The sequence below is a fragment of the Jilunia laotingensis genome (assembly GCF_014385165.1).
GTDB lineage: Bacteria > Bacteroidota > Bacteroidia > Bacteroidales > Bacteroidaceae > Bacteroides > Bacteroides laotingensis.
The window spans coordinates 3947498-3971939 of record NZ_JACRTF010000001.1 but is presented as its reverse complement, the minus strand read 5'-3'; the positions used below and the strand labels follow the sequence as shown (position 1 = coordinate 3971939).

Sequence of the window (24442 nt, the reverse complement as noted above, 5' to 3'; positions counted from 1 at the left end):
AAGTAGATGGTTTGTACTTTTCAAGTTGTACCATATGTTACAGTGGATACGAATAACAGTTAAAAAGTAGTATGGAATTGACGGAATTATCACAAATAGCCCCTTTTCAGGGGATAAAGGAGGAAGAACTGATTGCTTTTCTATTCGGTTCTCCAAATTGTTTAAAACACTTTGATTCGGATGATATTATTGCCCGACAAGGTAACTTGTGTAAGGGATTGTATATTCTTGCTTCAGGAGTTGTACGGGCAGGAATGATAAACGAAGAAGGGAAGGAACTGACGATAGAAGAAATCGAAGCTCCCTGCCTGCTTGCTTCTGCATTTATTTTTGCAACTGAAAGTCGTTTTCCGGTTAATATAGAGGCTATAAAACCTTGTAAAGTTTTTATAATAAGTAAAGAGCGCTTTTTGGAATTCATGCATTTGAATCCGTTGGTTATGCAGAATTTCTTGAAAGATATATCAGACCGCAGTGTGTTTTTGAGTAAGAAACTGAATGAGTTTGCTTTGCAGAATCTGAAAACCCGTTTGTTGAACTATTTGGATACACATCCCACTATTCATAACCAGCAAGAAGTGGCTCAGAAACTGGGAGTTACCCGCCCGTCATTGGCCAGGGCATTATCAGAACTGATCAATGAAGGAAAAATAAAGAAATAGTATGAGTACCTTGAACTTTTATTGTACAAACTAAGCTTTACTCCTGCATCCTTTAATGATTAATATTTCGTTTCAGAGTATTAGTTTCTATCATATAAAGAATACATATTTAAAGGCGTATTAATTAGTATTTTAAGAGAGCGTTAAAATACTAGTTTTCCTTTGAGATAAATCAGTGATCATCTTTCATCTTGAGCGCATAGGCCGGTGGTTCGGGCAGGGAAGTCGGATGGTACTCATCTCTGTCTTTTCTCTGCTCTACTATGCTTTACTTTGCTTTGTCCGGAAATGTCCGCACTTTCAGGGTTTACTCCCATTTTTGTCGGCAGGATGTTTACATTTTCAGGTTTCCTACTTTTGTTTTTCTCGTTGGTGATTTCTATTAACAGGTGGGGCAATTTGCTTAAATCCCTTTTTCTACGGCTCGTAGCATCCTTCCAAACGTTAAATTGGTGATTATAGTTTAATGATTAGCGACCGGTGTGTCTCGTGTTGTCGCGGCTTGCCAGTCGCCAATCATTGTCAATCTTCTTTTTTATCAGATTACAGGTCTCCATTCAAGGAAATTCTCCACCTGGAAGGTTCTCCAGCCCTGTTGCTCGACGTCCCAGTGGACAACGGCACCATCGATTTTGCCGGGATCGAATTCCTTGTGGAAGTCCCCCCCGGTAATGGACCAGCGTCGCTTTTACGAGCCTGAACTCCCCATTCTGCTTGCGATAGGCGATCAGTGCATGCCCGCACAGCATGTGGTCCAACAATGCTTCCAGTCTCAGTGCCATCCATTCCGCGGTGTTCCCGTCGTATGCCTTTTCGGCAACGATACGCCTTTCCCACCTTTGCCTCATGGCTTCACTTTGTGATTCCCCCCGTTTTTGCTTTTTCATCATTCTTTAATTTTAGATTAAACGATTCATTTCCGGTCTGTTCGTCTTATGGACGAGGAATGGCGCCCGACGTCAGGACGGCATTCCTCTCCATAGTCAGCTTCAACCCGCGGCAAAGATAAGGCGGCTGTCCCTTGGGACGGATTGAGAAAACGCGTGGCCGGTCATTTCTGTTTTTTGTCCTGATAATTCCTCGGCTTCCTGTCCTCCCTGAAGACGGTGGAGATGTAGGTTGCTATCGACCTTTCGCTTAATGATTTGCATTCCCCGTTCTCAATGTAGACAAGTAATCCTTTTTCAGCCAGGAAACGGGCCAGGTGGGACTTGTATGTCTTCATTTTTTCTCCCATGTACCCCTTCTGATAGATTGAAATGAAATACCGTATCACATCCTCATGGTTAAAAAGAATTCCTTGGATACCATCTTTCCGGCTGGGGGCTTTGTTTCCGTTAACAGATTGTTTCTTAGCAGTTAAAACTTTTTTACTTCTCTTTTTTTTGATACATCCCTTGTCGTCATTTGTATTCTTTTTTATGCTATGAAATAGCGGTTGATAAACTCAATGTTAAATTGTACGAAAAAGACAAAGGTGCCGAATTTATTTCAGTATCGGAAAGAGAATGGTAAAATTATATCTGTAAATATGGATGTTTTAGATAATAATTAATTGACACACTGCATGATAATGCGATTGGAGAAAAGTGTTTCAATAGACGTTCGTTTAATGGAACGCAAAGATATGGGGTATTTTCATAATAGCAAAATGTTTAATAAAAAAAATATTTTAATGTTTGTTTATCCGTGGTTAAACACCTGTTTTTTAGGTGTCTACATGAAAAATAAAATTGAGGATTTATCTGTCTGCTTTTATGAATATTGTATCGAAAAATCGTTGTAAAAAAAGCGTTCCATTAAACGAACGTCTATTGAAACACTTTTTCTTATTTCTCGTTCGTTTCCAGCTTTTTACCATTAGGTAATGAACAGCTACAACAAATCAGTTGGCAAGAGGGACGCAAAGCTTGTCGTATTCTATATAAAGCGTTCGCAAATGATTGAAATTCAAGAGTATGTACGGATTTCAAAGCCCCGAGGGAACACCCTTTTCTGAATGAGTCATCCTATGAAAGCGGAAAAAGAAGCCAAGATCTGGTATGCTATGCGTGCCACTTACCGTAGAGAGCCCGATGCTATGCGCCTGCTCGAAAAGGAACATTTGGGCTGTTTCATTCCCATGCAATACAAGATCAGCATAAAGAAAGGTAAGAAAGTCCGTGTCCTGGTTCCTGTTGTCCACAACCTGCTTTTTGTACACGCCTGTCCCTCTGAAGTGAAGCGTGTCAAGTCTCAGGTGACCTATTTACAATATATCACCGATACCCGTAGTGGTCAGAAGATCATTATTCCGGACAATGAGATGCAACGTTTCATTGCCGTGGCAGGTAGCTACAACGACCATCTTCTGTACTTCCAACCCGATGAGTTGAACTTATCCAAAGGTACGAAGGTTCGTGTCATCGGTGGTGATTTCGAAGGTCAGGAGGGTGTTTTCCTGAAAGTCAAAGGCGCTCGCGACCGTCGTGTGGTGGTCGAGATCCAAGGTGTTATCGCTGTTGCTATGGCGACCATCCATCCGGATCTAATAGAAGTAATCAAATAATTGTCGACAGACAATTCCGAATAGATAAATCAAAATACAGAATTCATTATGACTCTTTCTGAAGAAACCTTTTCTCTTCAGCGTGCTGCGCACGAGCTGATGTATTTGGGCATGGACGGCAGTCCTGTTTATAGCGATGACCTTTCTCGCCGTAATGGTGAAGTCTATCGCCTGACTACGGCTTTGTATAATTCCGGCTTCCAGGGATCCACCATTGAAGAGCAGGCTAATGTCTGTCTCGCCCTTCTGATGGGCTACAGTGCTTCTTTCATCGATCACGGTGAAAAACAAAAACACGTTCAGGAAGTATTGGATCGGTGCTGGGATATTCTCGATGCCCTTCCCGCATCACTATTGAAACTCCGTTTGCTTACAGTTTGCTATGGTGAAGTGTTCGACGAGCCTTTGGCTGATGAAGCACGTGCTATTATTGCTTCGTGGGATATTGCATCGATCACAGCGGAACAGCAGGAAGCTATTGATGAATTTCAGAATGTGGTGGATAATCCTTATTCGTGGGAGTATGTTGATGAGTGAAAAGAGAGTCTAAAGCACTAAATATTCCTTATGCGCGAATTTAAAGATATCAAAATAGCCGTGGCCGGAACAGGCTACGTTGGAATGAGCATTGCCACTTTGCTGGCACAGCACCATGAAGTAGTGGCAGTCGATGTTGTTCCCGAAAAGGTCGATAAGATCAACCACAAGATTTCTCCCATTCAGGATGACTATATCGAACAATATCTGGCGGAGAAATCATTACGTCTTTCAGCCACCCTTGATGGAGCCGTAGCTTATGCAGATGCCGATTTTGTCGTCATCGCTGCCCCTACGAACTACGATCCGGTAAAGAACTACTTCGACACCCATCACATCGAGGATGTCATCGACCTTGTGCTTCGTGTCAATCCCGCTGCCGTTATGGTCATTAAATCTACTATTCCAGTGGGGTATTGCCGTAACCTTTACGTCAAGTACGCACAACGGGGAACCAAACAGCTTAACTTGCTTTTCTCTCCCGAGTTCCTTCGCGAGAGTAAGGCGCTTTACGATAACCTCTATCCCAGTCGTATCATCGTGGGCTATCCCAAGACTTTGGACGATAACCGGTTTAGTGCCGAAGACGAAGCTATCAGAACCATTGCCGATGTGCCCATGTTGGCACAGGCTGCTAAAACCTTTGCTGCCTTACTGCAAGAAGGAGCTATCAAGGAAGATATCCCAACCCTTTTTATGAGTATTAAGGAAGCGGAAGCCGTGAAGCTTTTTGCCAATACTTATCTGGCCCTTCGTGTCAGTTATTTCAATGAGCTTGACACCTACGCTGAAGTGAAAGGATTGGACGCGCAAGCCATCATCCAGGGTGTGGGTCTTGATCCCCGTATTGGTACACACTACAACAATCCCAGCTTCGGTTACGGTGGTTACTGTCTGCCCAAAGACACCAAGCAACTGCTTGCCAACTATACCGATGTTCCCCAGAACATGATGACAGCCATTGTCGAGAGTAACCGTACCCGCAAGGATTTCATCGCTGATCAGGTATTGCGAAAGGCCGGTTACTATACTGCTTCCAGCCAGTGGGATGTACAGAGAGAACAACAGATCGTAGTGGGCGTGTTCCGCCTCACGATGAAATCTAATTCCGACAATTTCCGCCAGTCATCCATACAGGGTGTGATGAAACGCATCAAAGCGAAAGGCGCCCAGGTCATCATTTACGAACCCGTGCTTGAGGATGGTGTTTCCTTCTTCGGCAGTACGGTGGTGAACGATCTTGCCAGATTCAAACAGATGAGCCATGCCATCATCGCCAACCGTTACGACGCTTGTCTGGATGATGTGGAAGATAAGGTATTTACCCGGGATATTTTCCGTAGAGACTAATTGTTTTTCCAGATTATATTACTTTTTATGTTAATTTTAAGCTTACGAATTTTGTCCCCAAAAATTTGTGCTAAATTTTGAGAAGAAAAATGGCAGTTAATCAACTAAAAGCTGGAGCAATATTAAATTACGTCGTTCTATGTCTAAATACTCTAGTTGGAATCGCATATACTCCATATATGCTACGTACGCTTGGACAAAATGAATATGGGTTATATTCACTTGCAGCATCTTTAATTGCATATTTATCTATGTTAGATTTAGGCTTTGGAAACGCAGTCATTCGATATACAGCCAAATTCCGAGCAGAAGGTAAAATAGAAGAACAGTATTCTATGTTTGGAATGTTCACGGTTCTTTATAGTGTGATTGGCATAATAACCTTAGGAATAGGACTATTATTGTACTTTAATGTATCCAATATTTTTGGGCAAACATTAACAGCCATTGAAATAGAAGAGTCTCAAACAATAGTATTGCTGATGGTGCTAAATCTAGCAGTAACATTTCCGCTTAGTATATATGGAGCAATAATAACAGCATATGAAGACTTTATATTTTTGAGGGTAATACAAATACTCAGAATATGTATAAATACGACAATTATGATTTATCTGCTAAGTATAGGATACAAAGCAATTGCAATGGTTGTTGTAGCTACCATTTGTAACATAATTGTCTTACTATTGAATGTCTTCTATTGTAAATATCAAATTAAGATAAAAATCATTTATGGTAAAATAAATAAACCCTTGTTGAAAGAGGTAGCAATATATTCTTTTTGGATTTTTTTGAATGTAATAATGGATAGGATATATTGGAATACTGGACAATTTGTCCTTGGCGCTTTAGTCGGGACATTAGCTGTAGCCGTGTTTGCTGTTGCGATTCAGTTGCAGGGGATGTATATGATGTTTTCTACAGCTATATCAGGTGTGTTTCTGCCTAAAATAATAGCAATGGTTACTAAAAGCAACAATGAGAAAGAAATCTCTGATTTATTTTTGCGTACAGGAAGAATCCAATATTCTGTTTTAGCCTTTATTCTATCTGGCTTTGTTGTATTTGGACGGCAATTCATTATTTTTTGGGCAGGAGAATCATATGATGATGCCTATTATATAGCTTTGTTATTCTTTGTTCCCCTGACGGTTCCATTAATACAAAATCTAGGAATAACAATTCTTCAAGCAAGAAATCAAATGAAATTCAGGTCTATAATTTATATAATCATAGCGTTAGGAAGTTTTGTCTTGCAAATTCCATTAACGAAATATTTTGGAGGTATAGGATGTGCTTCAGCTATATCGGGAGCATTAATCTTCGGACAAATACTTATTATGAATATCTATTATCAGCGCAAACAAGGAATAGATATTAAGAGATTTTGGATAGAAATATCAAAAATGAGTATGATCCCCATAATTATTTGCTCCGTTTCAATGATTATATTGAGACTTTTTCCTATTGAGACCTTTCTACAGTTTGTCATTGGGATAATGATATTTTCAGTATTCTATATTCCGCTATTTTGTAAGTTTGGAATGAATAGAAATGAGAGAGAATTAATGTTATCTCCATTAATGAAACTTTTTAAAAGAATATGATTTTTATCGTAGATAAATATAATTGCTGTGGTTGCACGGCTTGCGTTGAAGTTTGTCCCAAACAATGTATTGCCATGCGTGAGGATGAAAAAGGCTTTCTCTATCCTTATGCTGACACATCAAAGTGCATCGATTGTAAGTTATGTGAAATGGTATGTCCTGTGATTAATCAGGCGGAGCCTCGAGAGCCACTTAAGGTATTTGCAGCGAAAAATACGAATGAAGAAGTTAGATTAAAGAGTTCGTCAGGTGGAATATTTTCGATGATTGCAGAACGGATAATTAAGAATGGTGGGGTAGTTTTTGGTGCTCGATTTAATGAACAATGGGAAGTCGTTCATGATTTTGCTGATACTATTGAAGGACTTGGAGCTTTTAGAGGTTCAAAGTATGTTCAATCACGAATAGGTAATAACTTTAAAAAAGCTGAATTTTTTTTGAAAAATGGTAGAGAAGTACTTTTTACAGGAACACCATGTCAAATAGCAGGTTTACAAAGATTTCTGCGAAAAGATTATCCTAATCTACTCACTGTTGATGTGATTTGCCATGGAGTACCAAGCCCACTTGTCTGGAGAGATTATCTTAAACATATAATTTACCCGAAGGGCGAAAATAGAAAAAAATCGGTTTCGTTATCTCTAAATGAAATATCAAATTTATCAAGTATTTCATTTAGAGATAAAATGACAGGTTGGAAAAAATTCGGTTTCATCGTCCGTACAAAGTCTACCTTAAAAACAGACAAAAAATCGGTTTTGACATTTAAGGATAATATTTTATGTCATGAGATCCTTCAGCAAAATATCTTCTTAAGAGGTTTTTTACAAAATTTATATTTAAGACCATCGTGCTATAAGTGTCCTTCTAGAAATTTCAAATCTAATTCAGACTTTCTCCTTGGTGATTTTTGGAATATAGATAGTATAAATAAAGAAATTAATGACGATAAAGGTATAAGTTTAGTTTTTGCATTATCATTTAAAGCTTTAGCTTTTATAAAAGAAATGGAAGGATTTATTCCTATAGCCAAACAATTTTTTACTCCGATATATAATAGTAATAAAAATATTTTTGCTAACGAAATAGAAAGTAATAATAGTAAAACCTTTTGGAGAGAATATTTAGAGAATAAAATGGAAATAACCGAGTGTATTAAGAATAACACCCATTATTCGAGGATGCAGAGACTTAAAGATAATATCTTTTTATGCCTAACAAATTTTCATTTAAGTTACTTAATTATATTATGGAGAAAAAGAAAATAGGCATAATAACATTGCCTTTTGAGCCTAATTATGGATGGATTCTACAATTGTGGGCTTTAAATCATTTTTTATGTGCAAATGGGTATGATACAGAAGTTCTTGACAGAAGGTGGAATGAAGAAAAGGCTAAATATAGCAAAAATCTTATTCGATGGATTTACTATAATATTTGCTGCAGGGACTTTAATAAATTCTTTAATACCAAACTATGCGTAAGTGATACATTTAGGTCAAGTTCTAAATTAAGTAACTATGTAAATAGTAATAAATTCGAAGCTGTAGTATTTGGAAGTGATCAGATTTGGAGAATTGAAAATGTTAGAGATGCAAATTTAGATTTTTTTGGTGAATTTATAAAGAATTCATCTGTTAAGTCAATAGCATATTCAGCTTCATTTGGTACTGATAATTGGAAAGGTACAAAAGAGGATACTTTATTCGTTTCTAAATTACTTCAAGGATTTTCTTCTGTTTCTGTGAGAGAAGATTCTGGAGTTGAAATGTGCAATAGAATTTTTCACATAAATGCAAAATTGACTGTTGATCCAACTTTGTTACTAAAGAAATCTGATTATGACATATTAGTAAATACTAAAAAAGGATGTGATAAAATTGTGACATACATATTAGATTCAAATCATAAAAAGGATTTGCTAATAAATAAAATTTGTGAGTACTTACATAGTGAAAGGTCTGAACTTTATGTAAAGGGAAAATCTAAATTTCATTTATATAAACCTATATCAACTTGGATTAGCTCAATAAAAAATGCAAAATTTGTAGTTGTCGATTCTTTTCATGGAATGGTATTCTCTATTATTTTTCATAAACAATTCCTTGTTATTTGTAATAATAATAGGGGTAAAACACGTTTTACTTCTTTATTGTCTTTATTGCATTTAGAGAGTCGATTAGTTACTGAAAATTATATTTTTAATCCCGATTTTTTTGATTCTTATATTGATTATTCAAATGTAGAAAAAACGTTGACTGAATTGCGCTTTCAATCAGCTGATTATCTGCTTAAATCACTGTCTTAAAAATAGTATTCATAATTATGCAAGCGTCCGTAAGCGTCCAAAAAAGACGTGTTGCCTTTAATTCTTAACTACTCTATCTTTGTTCTGTACCAAAAATATATAGTTATGTACAGCAATACAGATTCCGAGAAGTTATGGTTCCTCTACACTACTGAGGGGCAACCAAAGGGAATTTCGATTAATTCCTATTGTGCTCAGCAGGGCATTTCCTATAAGTCATTTTATGACTGATTACGCAAACGTCAGAAGAATGTAGTTCCAGTGTGCGTTGATGGTCTTCCCGTAGAAGAGACTTCTACTGTGGTATCTTTAGAGGATGCCGGTTCATTATGTGAGCCGGGCCCATGCTGACAAGCTTCTTGCTGAGATTTCCGACTTGCGTAATCAACTGATGTCTGCGCATAAGGAGAACCGTGACCTGCGAGATGCTCTCGGAGTAGTAAACGGTGAACATTATGGCTGTTCTAAGAGCCGAAAAGGCATAAGTAAACAGCGTAACGCTAAGGGGCGTAATGACGGTCGTGATGATTTTGACGGTACTCCCTCTTCTTAGGGCGATGATGACAATGCGTCTTGTACATCGGAGGTCGGATAGAGACACTCTTCCTGCCTGAAGATAATGACCTTGAAGCTTATTTATATGAGGAAATCGTTCCGGGTACTCATTTGATGGTCTACTTACTGTCGTATCTGCTGTTCAATAAATATCAAATGTTTATTCCCTCTTATCGCGAAACAAAGAATCGTCTGGCTGATATGAATTGGGATACTTGTCGTCAGAATCTCTCGAACTGGGTGGACAAAGGCACCGTGCAGCTCAACAAACTTATTTCCACTCTCAAAGATGTGGCTTTGCAGGCCGGTTCTAACGTAAATGCAGATGAAATTTGGGAAAGCTACCGGACTCATAATGGTCACAAGAAGACCTATATGTGGTGCCTAGTTAATAAGAAAGCCGGTATTATTGATAGATATCGATCATCTTTGCTGTCTTGCTCATGCCCGGGCCAAGTTCAAGAAAGCTTTGGATCAAGGTTGTGAGAAGGCTCGTTACTTTCTGTTGAAGCTCGGTGATCTCTAGAGTCGTGAGGAAGAATACAGGTGTTTGGATTTGCCTCCGGATGAAATCTTCAAACGATGCAATGACGCTTATACAAACGGTACCGTGGACGATTTGTGGAAAGAGTTGTTTGATTTGCTGGCATTACCTGAATCGGAGATGAGTGACCTGATGCAACGCGCTTTGAAGTATCTCCATTCGTTCTGGAAGCAACTTTTCAACTACAGGAAAAACGGAGGGTATACTATAGACAATCTGGCGGCTGAGAGAGCCATACGCCCCTTGACGGTACAGCGAAAAAACAGTCTGTTCTTTTGCAGTACCCAAGGTGAGTCGAACTCGGCAACCTATAATACATTTATTGAGACCTGTAAGCAAATGGATATCTCGTTCAAGGATTACTTCCGAAGGGTAATGAAAGAACTCCAAGCTGGAAGGGTCGATTATGAGAACTTGCTTCCGCAGACTATAGATCTCGAATCAACTAATAAATATTAAAAATTGTGTGTCCAAAATTTTGGCAGATGTCCTCGGGTATCTGCCCCCTAGTGGGGTATAGCAGGTTTTGGACGCTTACCTAAATTGAGTGCTTACAAGATAATGAGTATATCAAGAGACATATTATCAGCATACCGCAAACTCCAATATAAGCTTTGCAGGCGTTTAGAATATGGTACGATGTCCCTAGGGGAGTTGTGTACACATACACCTTTTGAGGAGGAAATCAATCATGGAGATGTGATACATCCCTGTGTGCGGTATGTTCCTGAAGGTTATCTTGGTCATAAGTGGTGGATGGTCTATACGCCTTATTATGCTGCTAATGACAAGACAGAGAATCCAATACTCTGTTATGGAGACAATGAGACGAACAACCCTCCTACACACTGGATAGTAGCATATCAGGTGCAAGGACAGCCAGCAAAAGGTTACAACTCTGATCCTACACTATTCTATGACAATGGGAAAATGTATGTCATGTGGCGAGAGAATATGACAGAAAGATGCGATAAAGCGGGATATGTTCGTGCTACTTTTGGAGCAGAAGTCCTTAAAGACGGTATAGGAGACGTGTTCGGACCTCTTGTAGGAACAAAGGATATAGAAGAAGATGCAGAGGTTTCTCCCACATTCATAAAAACGAATGAAGGAAAGTATAGATGCTACGCAATGCATTTGAGGTTTCACTCTCCATTTGTTCAGAATGCAAATCCGCTAATTAAAAAAACTTTGGAAACATTTGTTAATATAACTGATATTCTTGGTCTTTGGAGTTTGCAAAAAGGCTACGGATATACTATTTGGGAGAGTGATGATATTAAGACCACATTCAGTTATAAGCAAACCTTAAAATTTTTAAATTGTAATAAGCTCTATCGTCCTTGGCACATGGATTTGTTTGAAGGAAATGACAAGTTATATGCCATAGTACAGAGTAATCAGTGTAATGCTGATATTTGTCTTGCAGAGAGTTTTGATGGAGTACATTTTAGAATGTATGCAAGGCCCCTTATGACGAACAAAACATGTGGTAAAGTTGGTATCTATAAACCTACTTCCGGAATGCTGGGTGGAAATTTCTTCCTCTACTATACTGCGCAAGATGTTGATAATAGAGCTTTAAATAAAATGTATCTTACAACTATCAAAATCATATATATTATATGAATATATTATTCCTTTCCGGCTATAATATAAATCCAGTTGATGGCGGTATTGCAAGGATTACGCACACACTCGCCAATTTATTTATAGCAAGTGGACATAGTGTTTGGTACTTAGGATATCGTAAAGTTAGTGATGATGATATACGGAGGCAATTATATTTTCCTACAGGCAAGCCTGTAGCTACAACAGAGAATCAGAATTTTCTCGAAAACGTGATTGTTACAAAACGTATAGATGTAGTGATTGTCCAGAAGAATCCTTGTGAGGCATATTTAAAAATGTTGCATGAATGTAAGAAACGACATGATTTTTTGATTGTTTCGTGTTTTCATAATTTGATTCTTACTCAGCTTTACAACTATGCCTATGGAGTAGAATATAAACTGAAAAAGGGTAAACTTGCTTTTATATTCTCTTTACTTAAAAATAAATGGATTAATCAGTTGTTGGTTCATATCTATATAATTAAGAATAAATCGCTTTACCGATATATTGTGGATAATAGTGATGTGTCTATTGTACTTGGCGAAGGACATAAAAATGAACTTCTAAAGATGATCGGAAGAAAATTCGATGATTCAATACAAATTATTCCAAATTGTATTAACGAAACTCACATGAGCAGATTGGAGAAGACGAACGAGGTTCTTTGGATTGGAAATGTAGACTGTTCCGTTAAGCGAATAGATTTTATGATTGATATTTGGGATAAAATACAGATTAAACATCCTGACTGGACATTACGAATATTAGGCGATGGCCCTTCGCTTCAAGAAATGAAGGATAAAATCCAGATCAGCAATATTAAGAATGTTTGTTTTGAAGGAAGGGTTATACCAAATATATATTATGAAAGAGCAAAGATACTATGTGTAACTAGCGTTCATGAATCATTTTCACTTGTTACAATTGAAGCAAAAATGCATGGAGTCGTCCCTGTTGTGCAAGATAGTTTTCCCATGGCAAGAGAAATTGTAAATAATGGTGTTGATGGTATTATAGTAAGACCGTTCAGTCTTAACGATTTCTGTGAAAAGCTTGATAGTCTCATGGATAATGATGAGTTAATAAAAAGATGTTCTGAAAGTGCGATTATTAGTTCACAACATTACGCTCCTGCTAGGATTTCTGCCTTGTGGAAAAGTTTGTTTATGAGATTTACCAAAACAGGATTTTGTACAACAAGATGAAATTAGTCAATATTTGAATAATATTTTTTTATGAAATTAAATAAAGTAAAACTATTCTTTCAAGAATTCCGTGTTCTTTCATACAAATATAACTTTCAGAAGAATATCTATGTTTATTTTCTTCATTGGATGATTCTTCGCAATATGTATTGGATAGATATGGAAGGATATTTTGAAAATGAAGTATGGCGCATTTCAGAAAAACACGATTCCTATTTTGAACATTTTCATAAATATATTCATAGATGGAAATATGTTTATCATCGTTTTAATCCTGGCAAACACTCCCAGATATACTATAGGCTAGATTATATATTAAGCAAAATATTCTGTCCTGGCCTTGATGCAATGGACTATTTTAGATATGAATTCTATAACTATAGTTTGGATAAGAAAAGAACATTCATTACAGAGGGCGGAATAGCTGTGATGGATAAAAAGTTCAATGGAGGTAAAAACCAAAAGAAATATCGAGAAATCCTGTCTAACAAATCGTCTTTCAATCGCTTCTTTTCTGAATATATTAATAGGAGTTGGATTTCCTCTGATAATTTGTTATTTCGGGATTTTTTTGACTTTTTGATGAAAAATAAACATGTAATTGTCAAACCTATTGATGGCGTTGGCGGTGAAGGCATATTTAAGAAGATTATTCAATCAGAAAAAGAGATTAAGGAGTTGTATGATTATATTAAAGGGAAAAAGGTAATCATTGAAGAAGTTATATCTCAGTGTACGGAATTAAAGGATTTGAATCCGAGTTCAGTTAACACTATTCGTGTATATTCTGTAGAAAAAGAAAATCGAATATTTATCACGGGAGCACTACTCCGTATAGGAAATGGTAAAGGTATTACAGATAATTATTCTTCAGGTGGATTAGCAGCAGCTATAGATGTTGAAACAGGAATTATTATAAGCCCGGCTGTTTCTCAGAATAATGATAATGTTTATGTGCACCCTTATACAAATAAGGTCATTATTGGCCTGCAAATTCCAAAGTGGTGCGAAGTGCTTGAGTGTGTTAAACAGGCACATAGTAAAATGCCTCAACTTCGTTACATAGGGTGGGATGTTGTAATTTGCGAGGATGGTACAGTAACTTTTCTTGAAGCAAATACATGTTCTGGTGTAGAACTGCAGCAGCATCCGCTTCGTAAAGGGGTTAAACATGTATATGCTCCATATCTTTGAATTTGATAATAGGATTATTTTCCAAAATGTAATTGCAAATATAATGAAAAAAGAAGATAATATCATACGCATTTCATTCCTTGGCGATTTAATGTGTACGATAACAATGACTCAAAAGGCGGAACGAAAGACAGGGTATGATTTTAAACCTGTATTTGAGAATATCAAGGATTCTTTAATCAACTCCGATTATGTCGTTGGTAATCTTGAGACACCTTTGGCCGGTGCTGATTGTTTGTATACTTTTCATCCTACTGAATTTAATACTCCAGATGAATTTGCGCTTGCTGCATATGAGGTTGGGATAAAAATGTTTACTACGGCTAACAACCATTCGTTAGATAGAGGTTTGTACGGATTGAAAAGGACCTTAACTGTTTTAGACCAGATTGGTATTGAACATGTAGGTACCCAACTCAGAGCTGATACGGAGCGTACATTTTATAAGACTATAGGCGGTATAAAATGTGCTTTTATTTCATATACATATGATACGAACTCTCCTTGGATGAACAATAAATTGAAGGAAGAAGATCTGTATCATATTAATTTATTTAAAGAGCAGGAAAATTTCCCGAAAGGAGGAGAAGGTTATGAGGGACCTGTATTCAGACGCGTTTTGCGCTCTATAGTACCGGATTTGATTAAAGATATTATTCGTGATAGGAGTAAAGTTGATTGTGGAGAACTCAATGATGTAGCTTCTTCAAGGAATAAACGTTATGAGGATTCTTTATTTGCTGATATTAAAAGAGCTAAATATAAGTCTGATTACGTTTTTGTATGTTTGCATATAGGCGGTCAATACAATAATAAAATAGGCGCATATACAGATAAAATAGTAAATAAGTGTAAAGAAGCTGGCGCACATTATGTGATATGCAATCATCCTCATTGTGTTCTGCCAATCTCTCTTGATGGAAATAGTAATCTTGTTGCTTACGCATTGGGGAATTTTTGCTATACTCCTAACTGGGGTTATTACGTTGATGGTAAGTATTCTGAATATTCAATAGTTTTGCACTTGCTCTTTTCGACCGGAACTAAAAAAATATGTGATATTCGTTTTTCCATATTAAAATCAGTTGATAACAAAATAAATACTCAGGTGTACAATATCTATGATTTATATCGTTCAGAAACAAATAATCGAATTTTGAAAAAAACTGAAAAAGAACTTTCGAGTGTATTGTACAGATTATTAAAGTTGCATATCGAGAAAATAGAAATTAAAGAAGAATATAGTATTTGCGAATTTATGAACAAATTTCCTTGTGATTAGACTCATGACTTTTCATTAGGAAGAAATTTTTTGTTCATGCAGAATCCAAATAAAATTATATCTTTTGTTGTCACCTTTCAGGTGATAGCTCAAGGATGTAAGAATATCCTAGTACAAGGATTTCCATTCTTTTACGCGATTAATGATATGTTGAATATCTTGATCATGGGTGGATCTTTGCTTATGTATTTATATGCCTTGCTCGCTACATGTAGATTGCGTATTCCTATGCAAACTATAGGTGTATTGTTCTTTGTGTGGATGACCTATTTATTTACCTATATGTTTTGCTCTCAAAACGTAAAATACATTCAGCCTACTATTCTTAGAACACTTGTAGCTTGCTTCTTTACCTTTCTGCTTGTAAGTAAACTGTCGACTTTTGAATATCTTTGTGATTATTTCACCAAAGGTTCTTTCCTGATAACTTTGAGTGGCGTATTATATGCTGGGATTATCAGCGTTATAGGTCATAGTACCACTTCTGATTGGAGTACATATTCTATGACTATGTCAAATGTGCTGCTCTTGTCTGTACTTTGGCAGTTAAATGCGTATTTCGACTCAAAAAACAAGCTGGCACTTATTGCTGCAGTTATTGGTTCTGTGGTGATATTTATATATGGATCAAGAAATCCGTTCTTAGCCATTGTTTTCTTTGTTTCGATAAAAATATTATTCAATTCCAAAAGGAAGAGTTCGTCTGGAGCCGCCATCAAATTGTTCTTTGTTTCTTTTGTTTTGATTGTATTATCTTTCTTCAAGGAAATACTTGCTTTCTTTGGAGGAATGCTTGACTCCTTTGGTCTGAGCAGTCGCACCCTGTATTATCTGATAAATGCAGATACTGAAGATATTACTACAGGCAGAGCTGAGATTCATGACAAGTTGTGGGATATAGTCCTAAATGATCCTTTTCTAGGTTTTGGTGTTGCCGGTGATGAAGTGGCAATACAAGAACTCGCTCATAGCATGTACCTAAGCATTTTCGTTACATATGGAATGATATTGGGTAGTCTTGTTATTCTTTATCTATTCTTTCAAACTATAAAAAGTATTCGTAGAACATCCGGCCTAAATCATAATGTAATTATTATGTACGCCTGCCTCGTCTTTCCAAGAAGTTTTACGGGAGGCGATATTTGGGCAAATGATTATTTATGGTTTTTAATGGCGCTAATCATATCATCTCTCCAACAAAGAAAAAGAGCAATAGTTTGATACAAATAGTTTATAACTATGAATGTTAAATGTTTTCTAAATTATGTAAGTCCAAGACTCCTTACCAGTCTTCAGTTTCTCTATCATTTTCATAGGCCATTGAACTGGTTCAGTCCAAAAGATTTGAACGAGAAAATCAACTGGCTGAAGTTTAATTCTGACACGAGTTTGTGGACATTGTGTGCTGACAAATATCGTGTACGTAAATATATTCAAGAGAAAGGGCTTGATGACACTCTTGTGAAACTATATGGTGTTTGGGAAAAAGCAGAGGATGTGGATTGGGATTCTCTTCCGGATTCCTTTGTTCTGAAGACAAACAACGGAAGTGGTGATATCCTTGTCTGTAAAGACAAAAGCAAACTGGATATAGAAAATACAGTTAGGATGTATTCTGCATTGCTCTCAAAATCGTTTAGTGAGACAAATGGCGAGCCTCACTATGCTGCCATGAAACCTTGTATGATAGCCGAAGAAGTGCTTGACTGCAGGAAACAGCCGGTAGAAACAGACACACTGATAGACTACAAAATTTGGTGTTTTAATGGAAAGCCTCATCATATATGGGCATGTTTCAACAGACATCAAGGATCTGTAGAGGTGGCTACCTATGACTTAGATTGGAAACGACACGATGAGTGTAGCATTTTTACTTCACATTATAAGCAAGCCCAATCAGATTTGCCAAAGCCTGTGTCATTAGATAAAATGCTTGAGATTGTCTCAAAACTTTCATGTGGAATACCTCAGGTTAGAGTGGATTTGTATGAAGTTGATGGCAAACCATATTTCGGTGAGATGACTTTCTCGTCAGCTGGTGGATTTATGAATTTCTATACATCCAAATTTCTGCGAGAGATGGGTGATTTGGTGGATCTGTCATTGGTAAAAAGAAAATAAAGAAGTGATGTACGACAAAATAGTTTTTTTAGTTAGTTCACTCTCTCAACCTCGTGCTATCCGCAGAGTGGAATCTATAGCAGCCCTTGGATATGAGGTAGAGGTGTACGGATATGATAGAGTGCAGTATAACTGCAATAAGTTTTCTGTGAAAATACCGGTGACTATTTTAGGTCAGATGTCAAAAGGTGATGGGTATCTTGAAAAGATTAGAACCGTAAAGCGAGATATTGATAGTGTAGTAAAGGAACACAAGGGGCAGAATTGCCTTTATTATTCCTTTGGTTACTTCGAGAGCATTTTCCTTCGCCTGAAAGGCGTTCCATACGCATACGAGATTTCGGATATAGCATACGGCTTTCCTTCTTTCGGTAAAGTCCGTCCTTTGCTTCGGGCTATCGACCGTAATCTTGTGAAGAATGCTCAATTTACTTTGCTGACATCTGAAGGTTTCAAGGGGTTCCTTAACCAACCAAAGGCTAGATTTATTGTTCAGCCAAACAAGGTAAACCGTAAGATTATTGGTGTGGAGCGCAAACCGCTCAACCTGAAGGATGGGCACTTTATATTTTCATTTGTGGGTTCGATACGCTACGCCTCAATGATGCGTTTTGCTCGAACCATAGGAAAGTATTTCCCTCAGCATGAGTTTCACTTTCATGGAGTGGCAAATGTGGAATCGACCCAGAAAGCTATTGATGATATGATGGAATTGTACCCGAATATCAAATTGTTTGGTGCTTTCAAAAATCCTGATGATTTTGAACATATTTATAATTCTGTAGATGTTGTGGTGGTGACATATGGAGTAGAATCGCTCAACGAAACTATTTTGGATCCAAACAAATTGTATGAGGGCATCTTTTTCTGTCGTCCGCTGATTGCTACTAAGGGGACTTTTCTTGCTGAACAGATAGAAAGTTACGGTTGTGGCATCAGCATAGACTCTTCGACAGAAGAGGCAATACGCGATTCGCTCAGCCAGCTGACAATAGAACAACTTAACAATATTTCTAGAAAGGAGTATGAAATAGGGCACGAAGAGGTTTTTGACAGTATGGATAATCTTTCAACATTACTTGAGGAGATGTGCAAGAAAAGAAAGAATTGAATTGGGTAAATGTGGCAAAAGCGATAAGTACTATCACTGTGCTGTTTGTGCATACAAAAAACTATTACGGTCTGGAACTCGGTGAAATCAATTAATTCTTGTGCGGATTCTATGTAAATGCTTTCTTCTTGATTAGCGGGTATTTACTTTTCCGCAAGCAACTTAATAAAACCTACCATTGAAGCAGGTTTGGCTCAATATATAATAGGGGATAGTCAAAAGTTGATATTTAATATTTTATATAGGATGTATATTCATTCTCAGCAATTGAGTTTTTACCGAAGATTATGATAACTTACAGGGCGTTTGATTTTAATACACTCTTAATTGAGACGGTAGGAGCGAGTACCTATTGGTTTACATCTGCTCTTTTGATTGCTGAGGTGATTATTGCCTTGCTTTTGGTAACTAGAAGGCAAAATATTGGGTTTTACGTCGTAGTTCTAGGAATAATATCTTCTATAGGCATGTATCTTTATGACATAGAAATTTTTCACCTACATCGCGAACCATTTTTTGTTAGTAGGGGAATACTGGCCTGCTTCTTCTTGGGATTAGGAGCCTTATATTGGTAATATGAGACATGGTTTGATAGAGTTATCAACAAATACATCATCCTGCTTCTTATAGCACTCTATTGGTATATAACTTATTTCTTTCCAGTTGCCCCAAGATTTATGGTCTCAATGGGTGATATGGATGTATTAGGCTACTTTTTCGGATTCCTTGTATCTGTTATATTAATCTGGTTTTGTAAACAGTTGCCACAGATAAAAACTCTCACATTCGTTGGTCGAAATAGCATCTGTTTCTATTTCATGAGTTGTGCGTTGCCAATCACATTATCTGCTATTATAAAAATATTTTATCCTCAGGTATCCCTCCCTTGGAGTATTTTTAATATTTGGCCTTACATTAATTGGGGCGTATATAGCAAGCTTGGTTATTGTGAAATATCTGCCATGGATGCTTGATATTAGAAAATTAAAAAAATGATGAAAAAAATTGTTCTTGTGAATCAAACATCTGGTTTCCTTGTGGTGGATGACTTGAATGCATATTGTGAGAAATATGACAGTGTAAGTGTGTTGTGCAGTAGACTTCGCCCAGGGATGAGACCTGTCAATCCGAAGATCAATATTGACAAAATCTGTAACTACGATAGGTCAAGTAGCGCAAAGAGAATGGCGACTTGGCTGTTGGCATCCATGCAGGTATTCTTCAAGTTACTCTTCAAGTATAGAGATTGTGAAGTAGTCTATTATACCAATCCGCCAATGGCTTGCTTCTCAGCCTTACTCCTGAATAACAAGTTTCGTATTGTGGAGTATGACATCTATCCTGATGCTCTCAAGACAATTGGCATAAGTGAAAAAAACTTTATTTATAAAATATGGGTAATACTGAAAAAACGCCTTTATAAAAAGGCAGAGAAGATATATACTTTGAGCGAAGGGATGAAGGAGGTTCTGACAGCCTATGGTTCAGCTGAAAAAATAAAAATTGTGCCGCTATGGTCGGTTTCTGATGATTTCAAACCTGTGGCTAAGGAGGCTAATGTCTTCATCAAGCAGAACAATCTTGATGGGAAGTTCATCGTTATGTACTCTGGAAACATCGGTTATACCCATAGTGTAGAGTGTGTCGTGGATGTAGCCAAGGAGATGATAGATGATCTAAATGTGCAGTTCCTGATTATTGGAGACGGGAAGAAGAAAGCCGAACTGATGGAGAATGTGGATCATTCGAATCTGCAGAACGTACGATTTATGCCGTTTCAAGACTTTAGTATGTTACCATACTCATTGGCATCGGCTGATCTAGGGGTAGTCACTTTGGATGAGAACGTTTCTAAAGTGAGTGTGCCAAGCAAGACTTTCAATCTTTTGGCTGTGGGTGTTCCTCTTTTGGCAATCTCGAATGATGACACTGAAATGTACCGGTTAATTAACAAATATGGCTGTGGCCGTTGTATTCCAAAGAAAGATATTGAAAAAATGGTACTCTATATTAGGAAGTTGCGTGATGACAAGGAATACAAAACTCAACTCCGCAATAATTCTGTAAAAGCAAGTAAAGATTTCACATATAAGAATACAGAAATGTATTTTAAGGATTAACCGTAAGCACTCATTGTATAGTTTTTAACCTATTATCTTTAATCCTTTACTTTTGCTTCATAATATTAAAAAACTAATTTTATGAACATGGGTTAACTTTTACCTGTGAATGTTTTAAAATAACTTAAAGTTTAATTAATAAAATAGCTCAATGTGCGCTGTAATACCTTTTGGGACATTATAGCCGTACAGTGAGTGCTTACTTAATATATGTACAAGTATTTCTTAAAAAGAGTGATTGACCTTATCATTGTGTTTTGCGTGTTGTCTATCATCTGGCCAATATTGTTAATCATTGCCATTTGGCTGCATTTTGTCAATAAAGGTGCAGGGGTCTTTTTCACTCAGGCAAGGCCGGGTAAAAATGCTAGGATATTCAAAGTTATTAAGTTCAAATCTATGACAGATGAACGAGATGCTGATGGAAATCTGTTGCCAGATAAAGAGCGATTAACAAAGGTGGGTCGGTTTGTTCGTTCTACTTCTATTGATGAACTTCCGCAATTAATAAATGTCTTGAAAGGGGATATGGCTTTGGTTGGCCCCAGACCTTTATTACCTCAATATCTCTCCCTTTATTCTAAAGAACAAGCCCGTCGACATGAAGTTCGACCTGGGATAACCGGATGGGCACAGGTAAATGGGCGCAATGCTATTTCGTGGACTAAAAAATTTGAGTTGGACGTCTGGTATGTGGATCATTGCTCTTTTCGGTTAGATGTAAAAATAATCTTTCTGACAATAAAGAAAGTTTTTATAAGGGAAGGAATCAGTAAAGAAGGTATGGCCACGACTGTGAGATTTAATGGTACAAATTAGAGATAAATGGTGGATAAGATGAAAAATATTGCAATCTATGGAGCAGGAGGTTTTGGTAAAACTGTTGCCTGTTTGATAAATTCTATAAATGTAATTAAGGAGGAGTGGAATCTGGTAGGTTACTATGATGATGGTTATCCTATTGGATATGATGCTTATTATGCCAAAGTTATTGGTGGCATAAATGAGCTGAATGCTTATCATGGTAATATAAGCATTGTGTTTGCCATCGGGAATCCTCATGTTATTCAGACTCTTGTCAAAAAAATCACAAACTTGAATGTTGACTATCCGAATTTATTGGCACCTGGCGCTTTGATACTAGACAAGAATACATTTGTCATGGGAAAAGGTAATATTGTGATGTTTGATTGTCTGATAAGCAATCATGTTACTATCGGAGATTTTAATATATTTAATTGTGGCACTTATTTAGGTCATGATGATACGATTGGTTCTTTTAATTCAATGATGCCTTCAGTAAGAATTTCCGGTGAGGTAATAATTGGTGATTTGAATTTTTTTGGAGTATCTTCTGTTGTTTTACAACAGAAAATAATTGGAAATAATACGACAATTGGAGCTAATAGTGTAATAATGAGAAAAACTTTGGATAATCATCTTTACATAGGAAATCCAGCTAAAAAATTTGATTGAAAATGAAAGCATTTATTTTTCCAGGGCAAGGATGTCAAAAGCGGGGTATGGGACGTGAATTGTATGAGAACTTTCCTGACGCAAGGGAGTTTTTTGAACGTGCTAATACTTATTTTAATAGACGTATAACTGACGTCATGTTTGACGGTGATGAGGTAGAACTCATGGAAACTATAAATACTCAGCCTGCAGTATTCCTTTATGAGGTTGTATTAGCTCTGACCCAGAAGGAAATGCGACCTGATATTGTAGCAGGTCACTCACTGGGTGAGTTTGCTGCCTTGGTTGTCAACAATTGTATAACCTTTGAAGACGGGCTAAATTTGGTTCTGAACCGTGCACTCATTGCGCAGAAGGTTTGTGAAGAAATAAAGACAGGCATGGGAGCTGTTATCGGCTTATCGGATGAATATGTGGCTAAAAGAGTAAAAGAAATATCAGAAGAAAGTGGTGAGGTTATTTATTTTGCTAATTATAATGGTCCTGGACAGGTCGTAATAACAGGGACGAAGAAAGGAATTCGATTAGCTTGTAAAGCTTTTATGAAAGAAGGAGCGAAAAAGGCAGTTCCTTTGCCCATTGGAGGTTCATTTCACTCACCCTTTATGAAAAATGCAGGTATAGAATTAGGACGAATTATAGAAAAAACAACTTTCAAGAGACCCACTATTCCCATATATCAGTGTGTGGATGGCCTGCCTCATACAAATCCGGAACAAATAAAAAAAAATTTGATAGAGCATATTACACATCCTGTGTTATGGACTACTATTGTAAATAATATGATTAAAGATGGAGCCGATTCTTTTTATGAGGTAGGGACAGATGATACATTACAAAAAATAGTAAAAAGGATGTGTCCAGATAAAGAAGTTTACTCTTTATGGGATATTCCTACCTATGTTAAATATAAAGTTTTAGAAGTATGAATTTAGAAGAATTTGTAGAAAAATTTGCAGAAGAGTTTGATGAGACTCCTGCTGAACTATTTAAGCCTGATACAAGATTCAGGACCTTAGATGAATGGAGCTCTTTATCTGGATTATCAGTTATTTCTATGATCGATGAAGAGTTTGAAAAACAAGTGACAGGTGCCGATTTAAGATCGGTAGGCACAATAGAGGAACTATATAATTTAGTGCTTTCTAAATAGTCTATCTTATAGTATGTATATGGGAATTAATTGAAAAATGAATTATTCCCATATATTTAATGTTAAACACTTTTTCTTATCTATTATGGCTTTTTTTGATATAAAAAATGTTAGGCTTTCAGGAATAGCAGCTTGTGTCCCAGCTGGAGTAAATGATAATCGCCAGACAAACTTACTTTCTGAAGATGAGCTTAAAAAATATATTCAGACAACTGGCGTTGAATGTAAGCATTGGGTTGAGCATGATGGAAGTGTATGTACTTCGGATCTATGCGTGAAAGCGGCTGCTCGATTACTCGATGAACTTAGATGGGAAAAAGAAGATATTGAAGTTTTGGTATTTGTATGCCAAACACCTGATTATAAGATGCCGGCTACTGCGTGTATAATTCAGGATAGATTGGGATTACCAACATCTTGTATGGCCTTTGATGTTAATTTGGGCTGTTCGGGTTTTATGTATGGGCTAAATATAATATCAAATATTTTGTCTACTGGCAATGTTCGCAAAGGTTTGTTGCTAGTAGGCAATACTCAATCGTATTATGCTAGTCCTGAAGACAAAAGTTATTATTTGATAGCAGGTGATGCAGGAAGTGCAATCGGTTTGGAATATAATGTAGAAAATGCTTCTACTATACAATTGAATCTTAAAACTATGGGTGCTGGGAAAGATTTCCTGATAGTTCCTGATGGTGGTTATAGAAATCCAGTTTCACCAGATTCTTTTATTATGCGCGAATATGAAGATGGTATAAGAAGGACTAATTTACACCTTCATATGAATGGCTTGGAAGTTTTTTCATTTGCGATATCTAATGTACCTAAAGCTTTTAAAGAATTATTTTCCTATTTTGGAATAAATCCTTCGGAGTCTGATTATTTATTACTGCATCAAGCTAACAAATTCATGTGTGAAAAGATTCGTAAGAAATTAGGATGTACTGAAGAACAAACACCGTATAACATCCAAAAGTTTGGTAATACGAGTGGTACTTCTGTCCCCCTTTTGATGGTGACTAATTTAAGAGGAGTTCTATAAATTAAAATATTGT

General features: G+C 36.9%; 22 protein-coding genes and 2 pseudogenes. 22 read left to right on the top strand and 2 right to left on the bottom strand.

Translation table 11 applies throughout. The features are described from left to right. Positions 1-71: 71 nt before the first annotated feature. On the top strand, positions 72-662 hold the full coding sequence (locus H8744_RS15570) for a Crp/Fnr family transcriptional regulator (RefSeq protein ID WP_262435718.1): 591 nt from the start codon (positions 72-74) through the stop codon (positions 660-662). Between the two features lie 538 nt (positions 663-1200). Here the strand turns inward: H8744_RS15570 and H8744_RS18950 are convergent. Both H8744_RS18950 and H8744_RS15565 read right to left on the bottom strand, forming a co-directional pair. After that, a pseudogene (locus H8744_RS18950) lies at positions 1201-1549 on the bottom strand (SH3 beta-barrel fold-containing protein). Between the two features lie 164 nt (positions 1550-1713). After that, on the bottom strand, positions 1714-1899 hold the full coding sequence (locus H8744_RS15565; protein WP_262435717.1) for a hypothetical protein: 186 nt from the start codon (positions 1897-1899) through the stop codon (positions 1714-1716). Positions 1900-2673: 774 nt separating this feature from the next. On the opposite strand from H8744_RS15565, the gene H8744_RS15560 reads away from it, so the two are divergent. From H8744_RS15560 to H8744_RS15455, 21 genes and pseudogenes are all read left to right on the top strand, one after another. Continuing rightward, a complete protein-coding gene (locus H8744_RS15560; RefSeq protein ID WP_262435716.1) occupies positions 2674-3210 on the top strand; it encodes a UpxY family transcription antiterminator in 537 nt (178 codons plus the stop codon). A 48-nt stretch (positions 3211-3258) separates the two neighbouring features. Next, positions 3259-3747, top strand: coding sequence for a UpxZ family transcription anti-terminator antagonist (locus tag H8744_RS15555; RefSeq protein WP_262435715.1), 489 nt, complete (start codon positions 3259-3261; stop codon positions 3745-3747). Positions 3748-3777: 30 nt separating this feature from the next. Further along, positions 3778-5097 carry a UDP binding domain-containing protein gene (locus tag H8744_RS15550; RefSeq protein ID WP_305067391.1) on the top strand — a complete coding sequence of 440 codons (1320 nt, stop codon included), beginning with the start codon at positions 3778-3780 and terminating at the stop codon, positions 5095-5097. A gap of 77 nt (positions 5098-5174) precedes the next feature. Next, positions 5175-6704, top strand: a complete 1530-nt coding sequence (locus H8744_RS15545) for an oligosaccharide flippase family protein (protein ID WP_262435714.1) — start codon at positions 5175-5177, stop codon at positions 6702-6704. Then, positions 6701-7972: a Coenzyme F420 hydrogenase/dehydrogenase, beta subunit C-terminal domain gene (locus tag H8744_RS15540; protein ID WP_262435713.1), complete on the top strand. Its 1272-nt coding sequence runs from the start codon at positions 6701-6703 to the stop codon at positions 7970-7972. Before H8744_RS15545 ends, H8744_RS15540 begins: the two co-directional genes overlap by 4 nt. Next, positions 7954-9012 (top strand): polysaccharide pyruvyl transferase family protein, encoded by a 1059-nt coding sequence (locus H8744_RS15535; protein ID WP_262435712.1) that lies wholly within the window; start codon positions 7954-7956, stop codon positions 9010-9012. Before H8744_RS15540 ends, H8744_RS15535 begins: the two co-directional genes overlap by 19 nt. 316 nt (positions 9013-9328) lie before the next feature. Beyond that, positions 9329-9565 carry a hypothetical protein gene (locus H8744_RS15530; RefSeq protein WP_262435711.1) on the top strand — a complete coding sequence of 79 codons (237 nt, stop codon included), beginning with the start codon at positions 9329-9331 and terminating at the stop codon, positions 9563-9565. Positions 9566-9732: 167 nt separating this feature from the next. Next, a pseudogene (locus H8744_RS19125) lies at positions 9733-10570 on the top strand (IS66 family transposase); the annotation flags it as partial. 102 nt (positions 10571-10672) lie between these two features. After that, a complete protein-coding gene (locus tag H8744_RS15515; protein WP_262435708.1) occupies positions 10673-11740 on the top strand; it encodes a hypothetical protein in 1068 nt (355 codons plus the stop codon). Further along, the gene (locus H8744_RS15510) at positions 11737-12930 is read left to right on the top strand and encodes a glycosyltransferase (protein WP_262435707.1); all 1194 of its coding nucleotides are present in this window, start codon (positions 11737-11739) and stop codon (positions 12928-12930) included. The genes H8744_RS15515 and H8744_RS15510 overlap by 4 nt, the downstream gene beginning before the upstream one ends. A gap of 30 nt (positions 12931-12960) precedes the next feature. Next, complete coding sequence (locus H8744_RS15505) at positions 12961-14124, top strand: sugar-transfer associated ATP-grasp domain-containing protein (RefSeq protein WP_262435706.1); 1164 nt, start codon at positions 12961-12963, stop codon at positions 14122-14124. A gap of 43 nt (positions 14125-14167) precedes the next feature. Next, positions 14168-15406, top strand: a complete 1239-nt coding sequence (locus H8744_RS15500; protein ID WP_262435705.1) for a CapA family protein — start codon at positions 14168-14170, stop codon at positions 15404-15406. A gap of 36 nt (positions 15407-15442) precedes the next feature. Then, complete coding sequence (locus tag H8744_RS15495) at positions 15443-16627, top strand: O-antigen ligase family protein (protein ID WP_262435704.1); 1185 nt, start codon at positions 15443-15445, stop codon at positions 16625-16627. A 123-nt stretch (positions 16628-16750) separates the two neighbouring features. Continuing rightward, positions 16751-17527 carry an ATP-grasp fold amidoligase family protein gene (locus H8744_RS15490; protein WP_262435703.1) on the top strand — a complete coding sequence of 259 codons (777 nt, stop codon included), beginning with the start codon at positions 16751-16753 and terminating at the stop codon, positions 17525-17527. A gap of 7 nt (positions 17528-17534) precedes the next feature. Then, the gene (locus tag H8744_RS15485; RefSeq protein ID WP_262435702.1) at positions 17535-18638 is read left to right on the top strand and encodes a glycosyltransferase family protein; all 1104 of its coding nucleotides are present in this window, start codon (positions 17535-17537) and stop codon (positions 18636-18638) included. A 992-nt stretch (positions 18639-19630) separates the two neighbouring features. Further along, on the top strand, positions 19631-20758 hold the full coding sequence (locus H8744_RS15480; RefSeq protein WP_262435701.1) for a glycosyltransferase family 4 protein: 1128 nt from the start codon (positions 19631-19633) through the stop codon (positions 20756-20758). A gap of 210 nt (positions 20759-20968) precedes the next feature. Next, positions 20969-21577 (top strand): sugar transferase, encoded by a 609-nt coding sequence (locus H8744_RS15475; RefSeq protein ID WP_262435700.1) that lies wholly within the window; start codon positions 20969-20971, stop codon positions 21575-21577. 18 nt (positions 21578-21595) lie between these two features. Beyond that, a complete protein-coding gene (locus H8744_RS15470) occupies positions 21596-22234 on the top strand; it encodes a PglD-related sugar-binding protein (RefSeq protein WP_262435699.1) in 639 nt (212 codons plus the stop codon). A gap of 2 nt (positions 22235-22236) precedes the next feature. Further along, positions 22237-23163 (top strand): ACP S-malonyltransferase, encoded by a 927-nt coding sequence (gene fabD / locus H8744_RS15465; protein WP_262435698.1) that lies wholly within the window; start codon positions 22237-22239, stop codon positions 23161-23163. Then, positions 23160-23387: an acyl carrier protein gene (locus H8744_RS15460; protein WP_262435697.1), complete on the top strand. Its 228-nt coding sequence runs from the start codon at positions 23160-23162 to the stop codon at positions 23385-23387. Before fabD ends, H8744_RS15460 begins: the two co-directional genes overlap by 4 nt. A 37-nt stretch (positions 23388-23424) precedes the next feature. After that, the gene (locus H8744_RS15455) at positions 23425-24429 is read left to right on the top strand and encodes a 3-oxoacyl-ACP synthase III family protein (protein ID WP_262435696.1); all 1005 of its coding nucleotides are present in this window, start codon (positions 23425-23427) and stop codon (positions 24427-24429) included. The last annotated feature ends 13 nt before the right edge of the window (positions 24430-24442 follow it).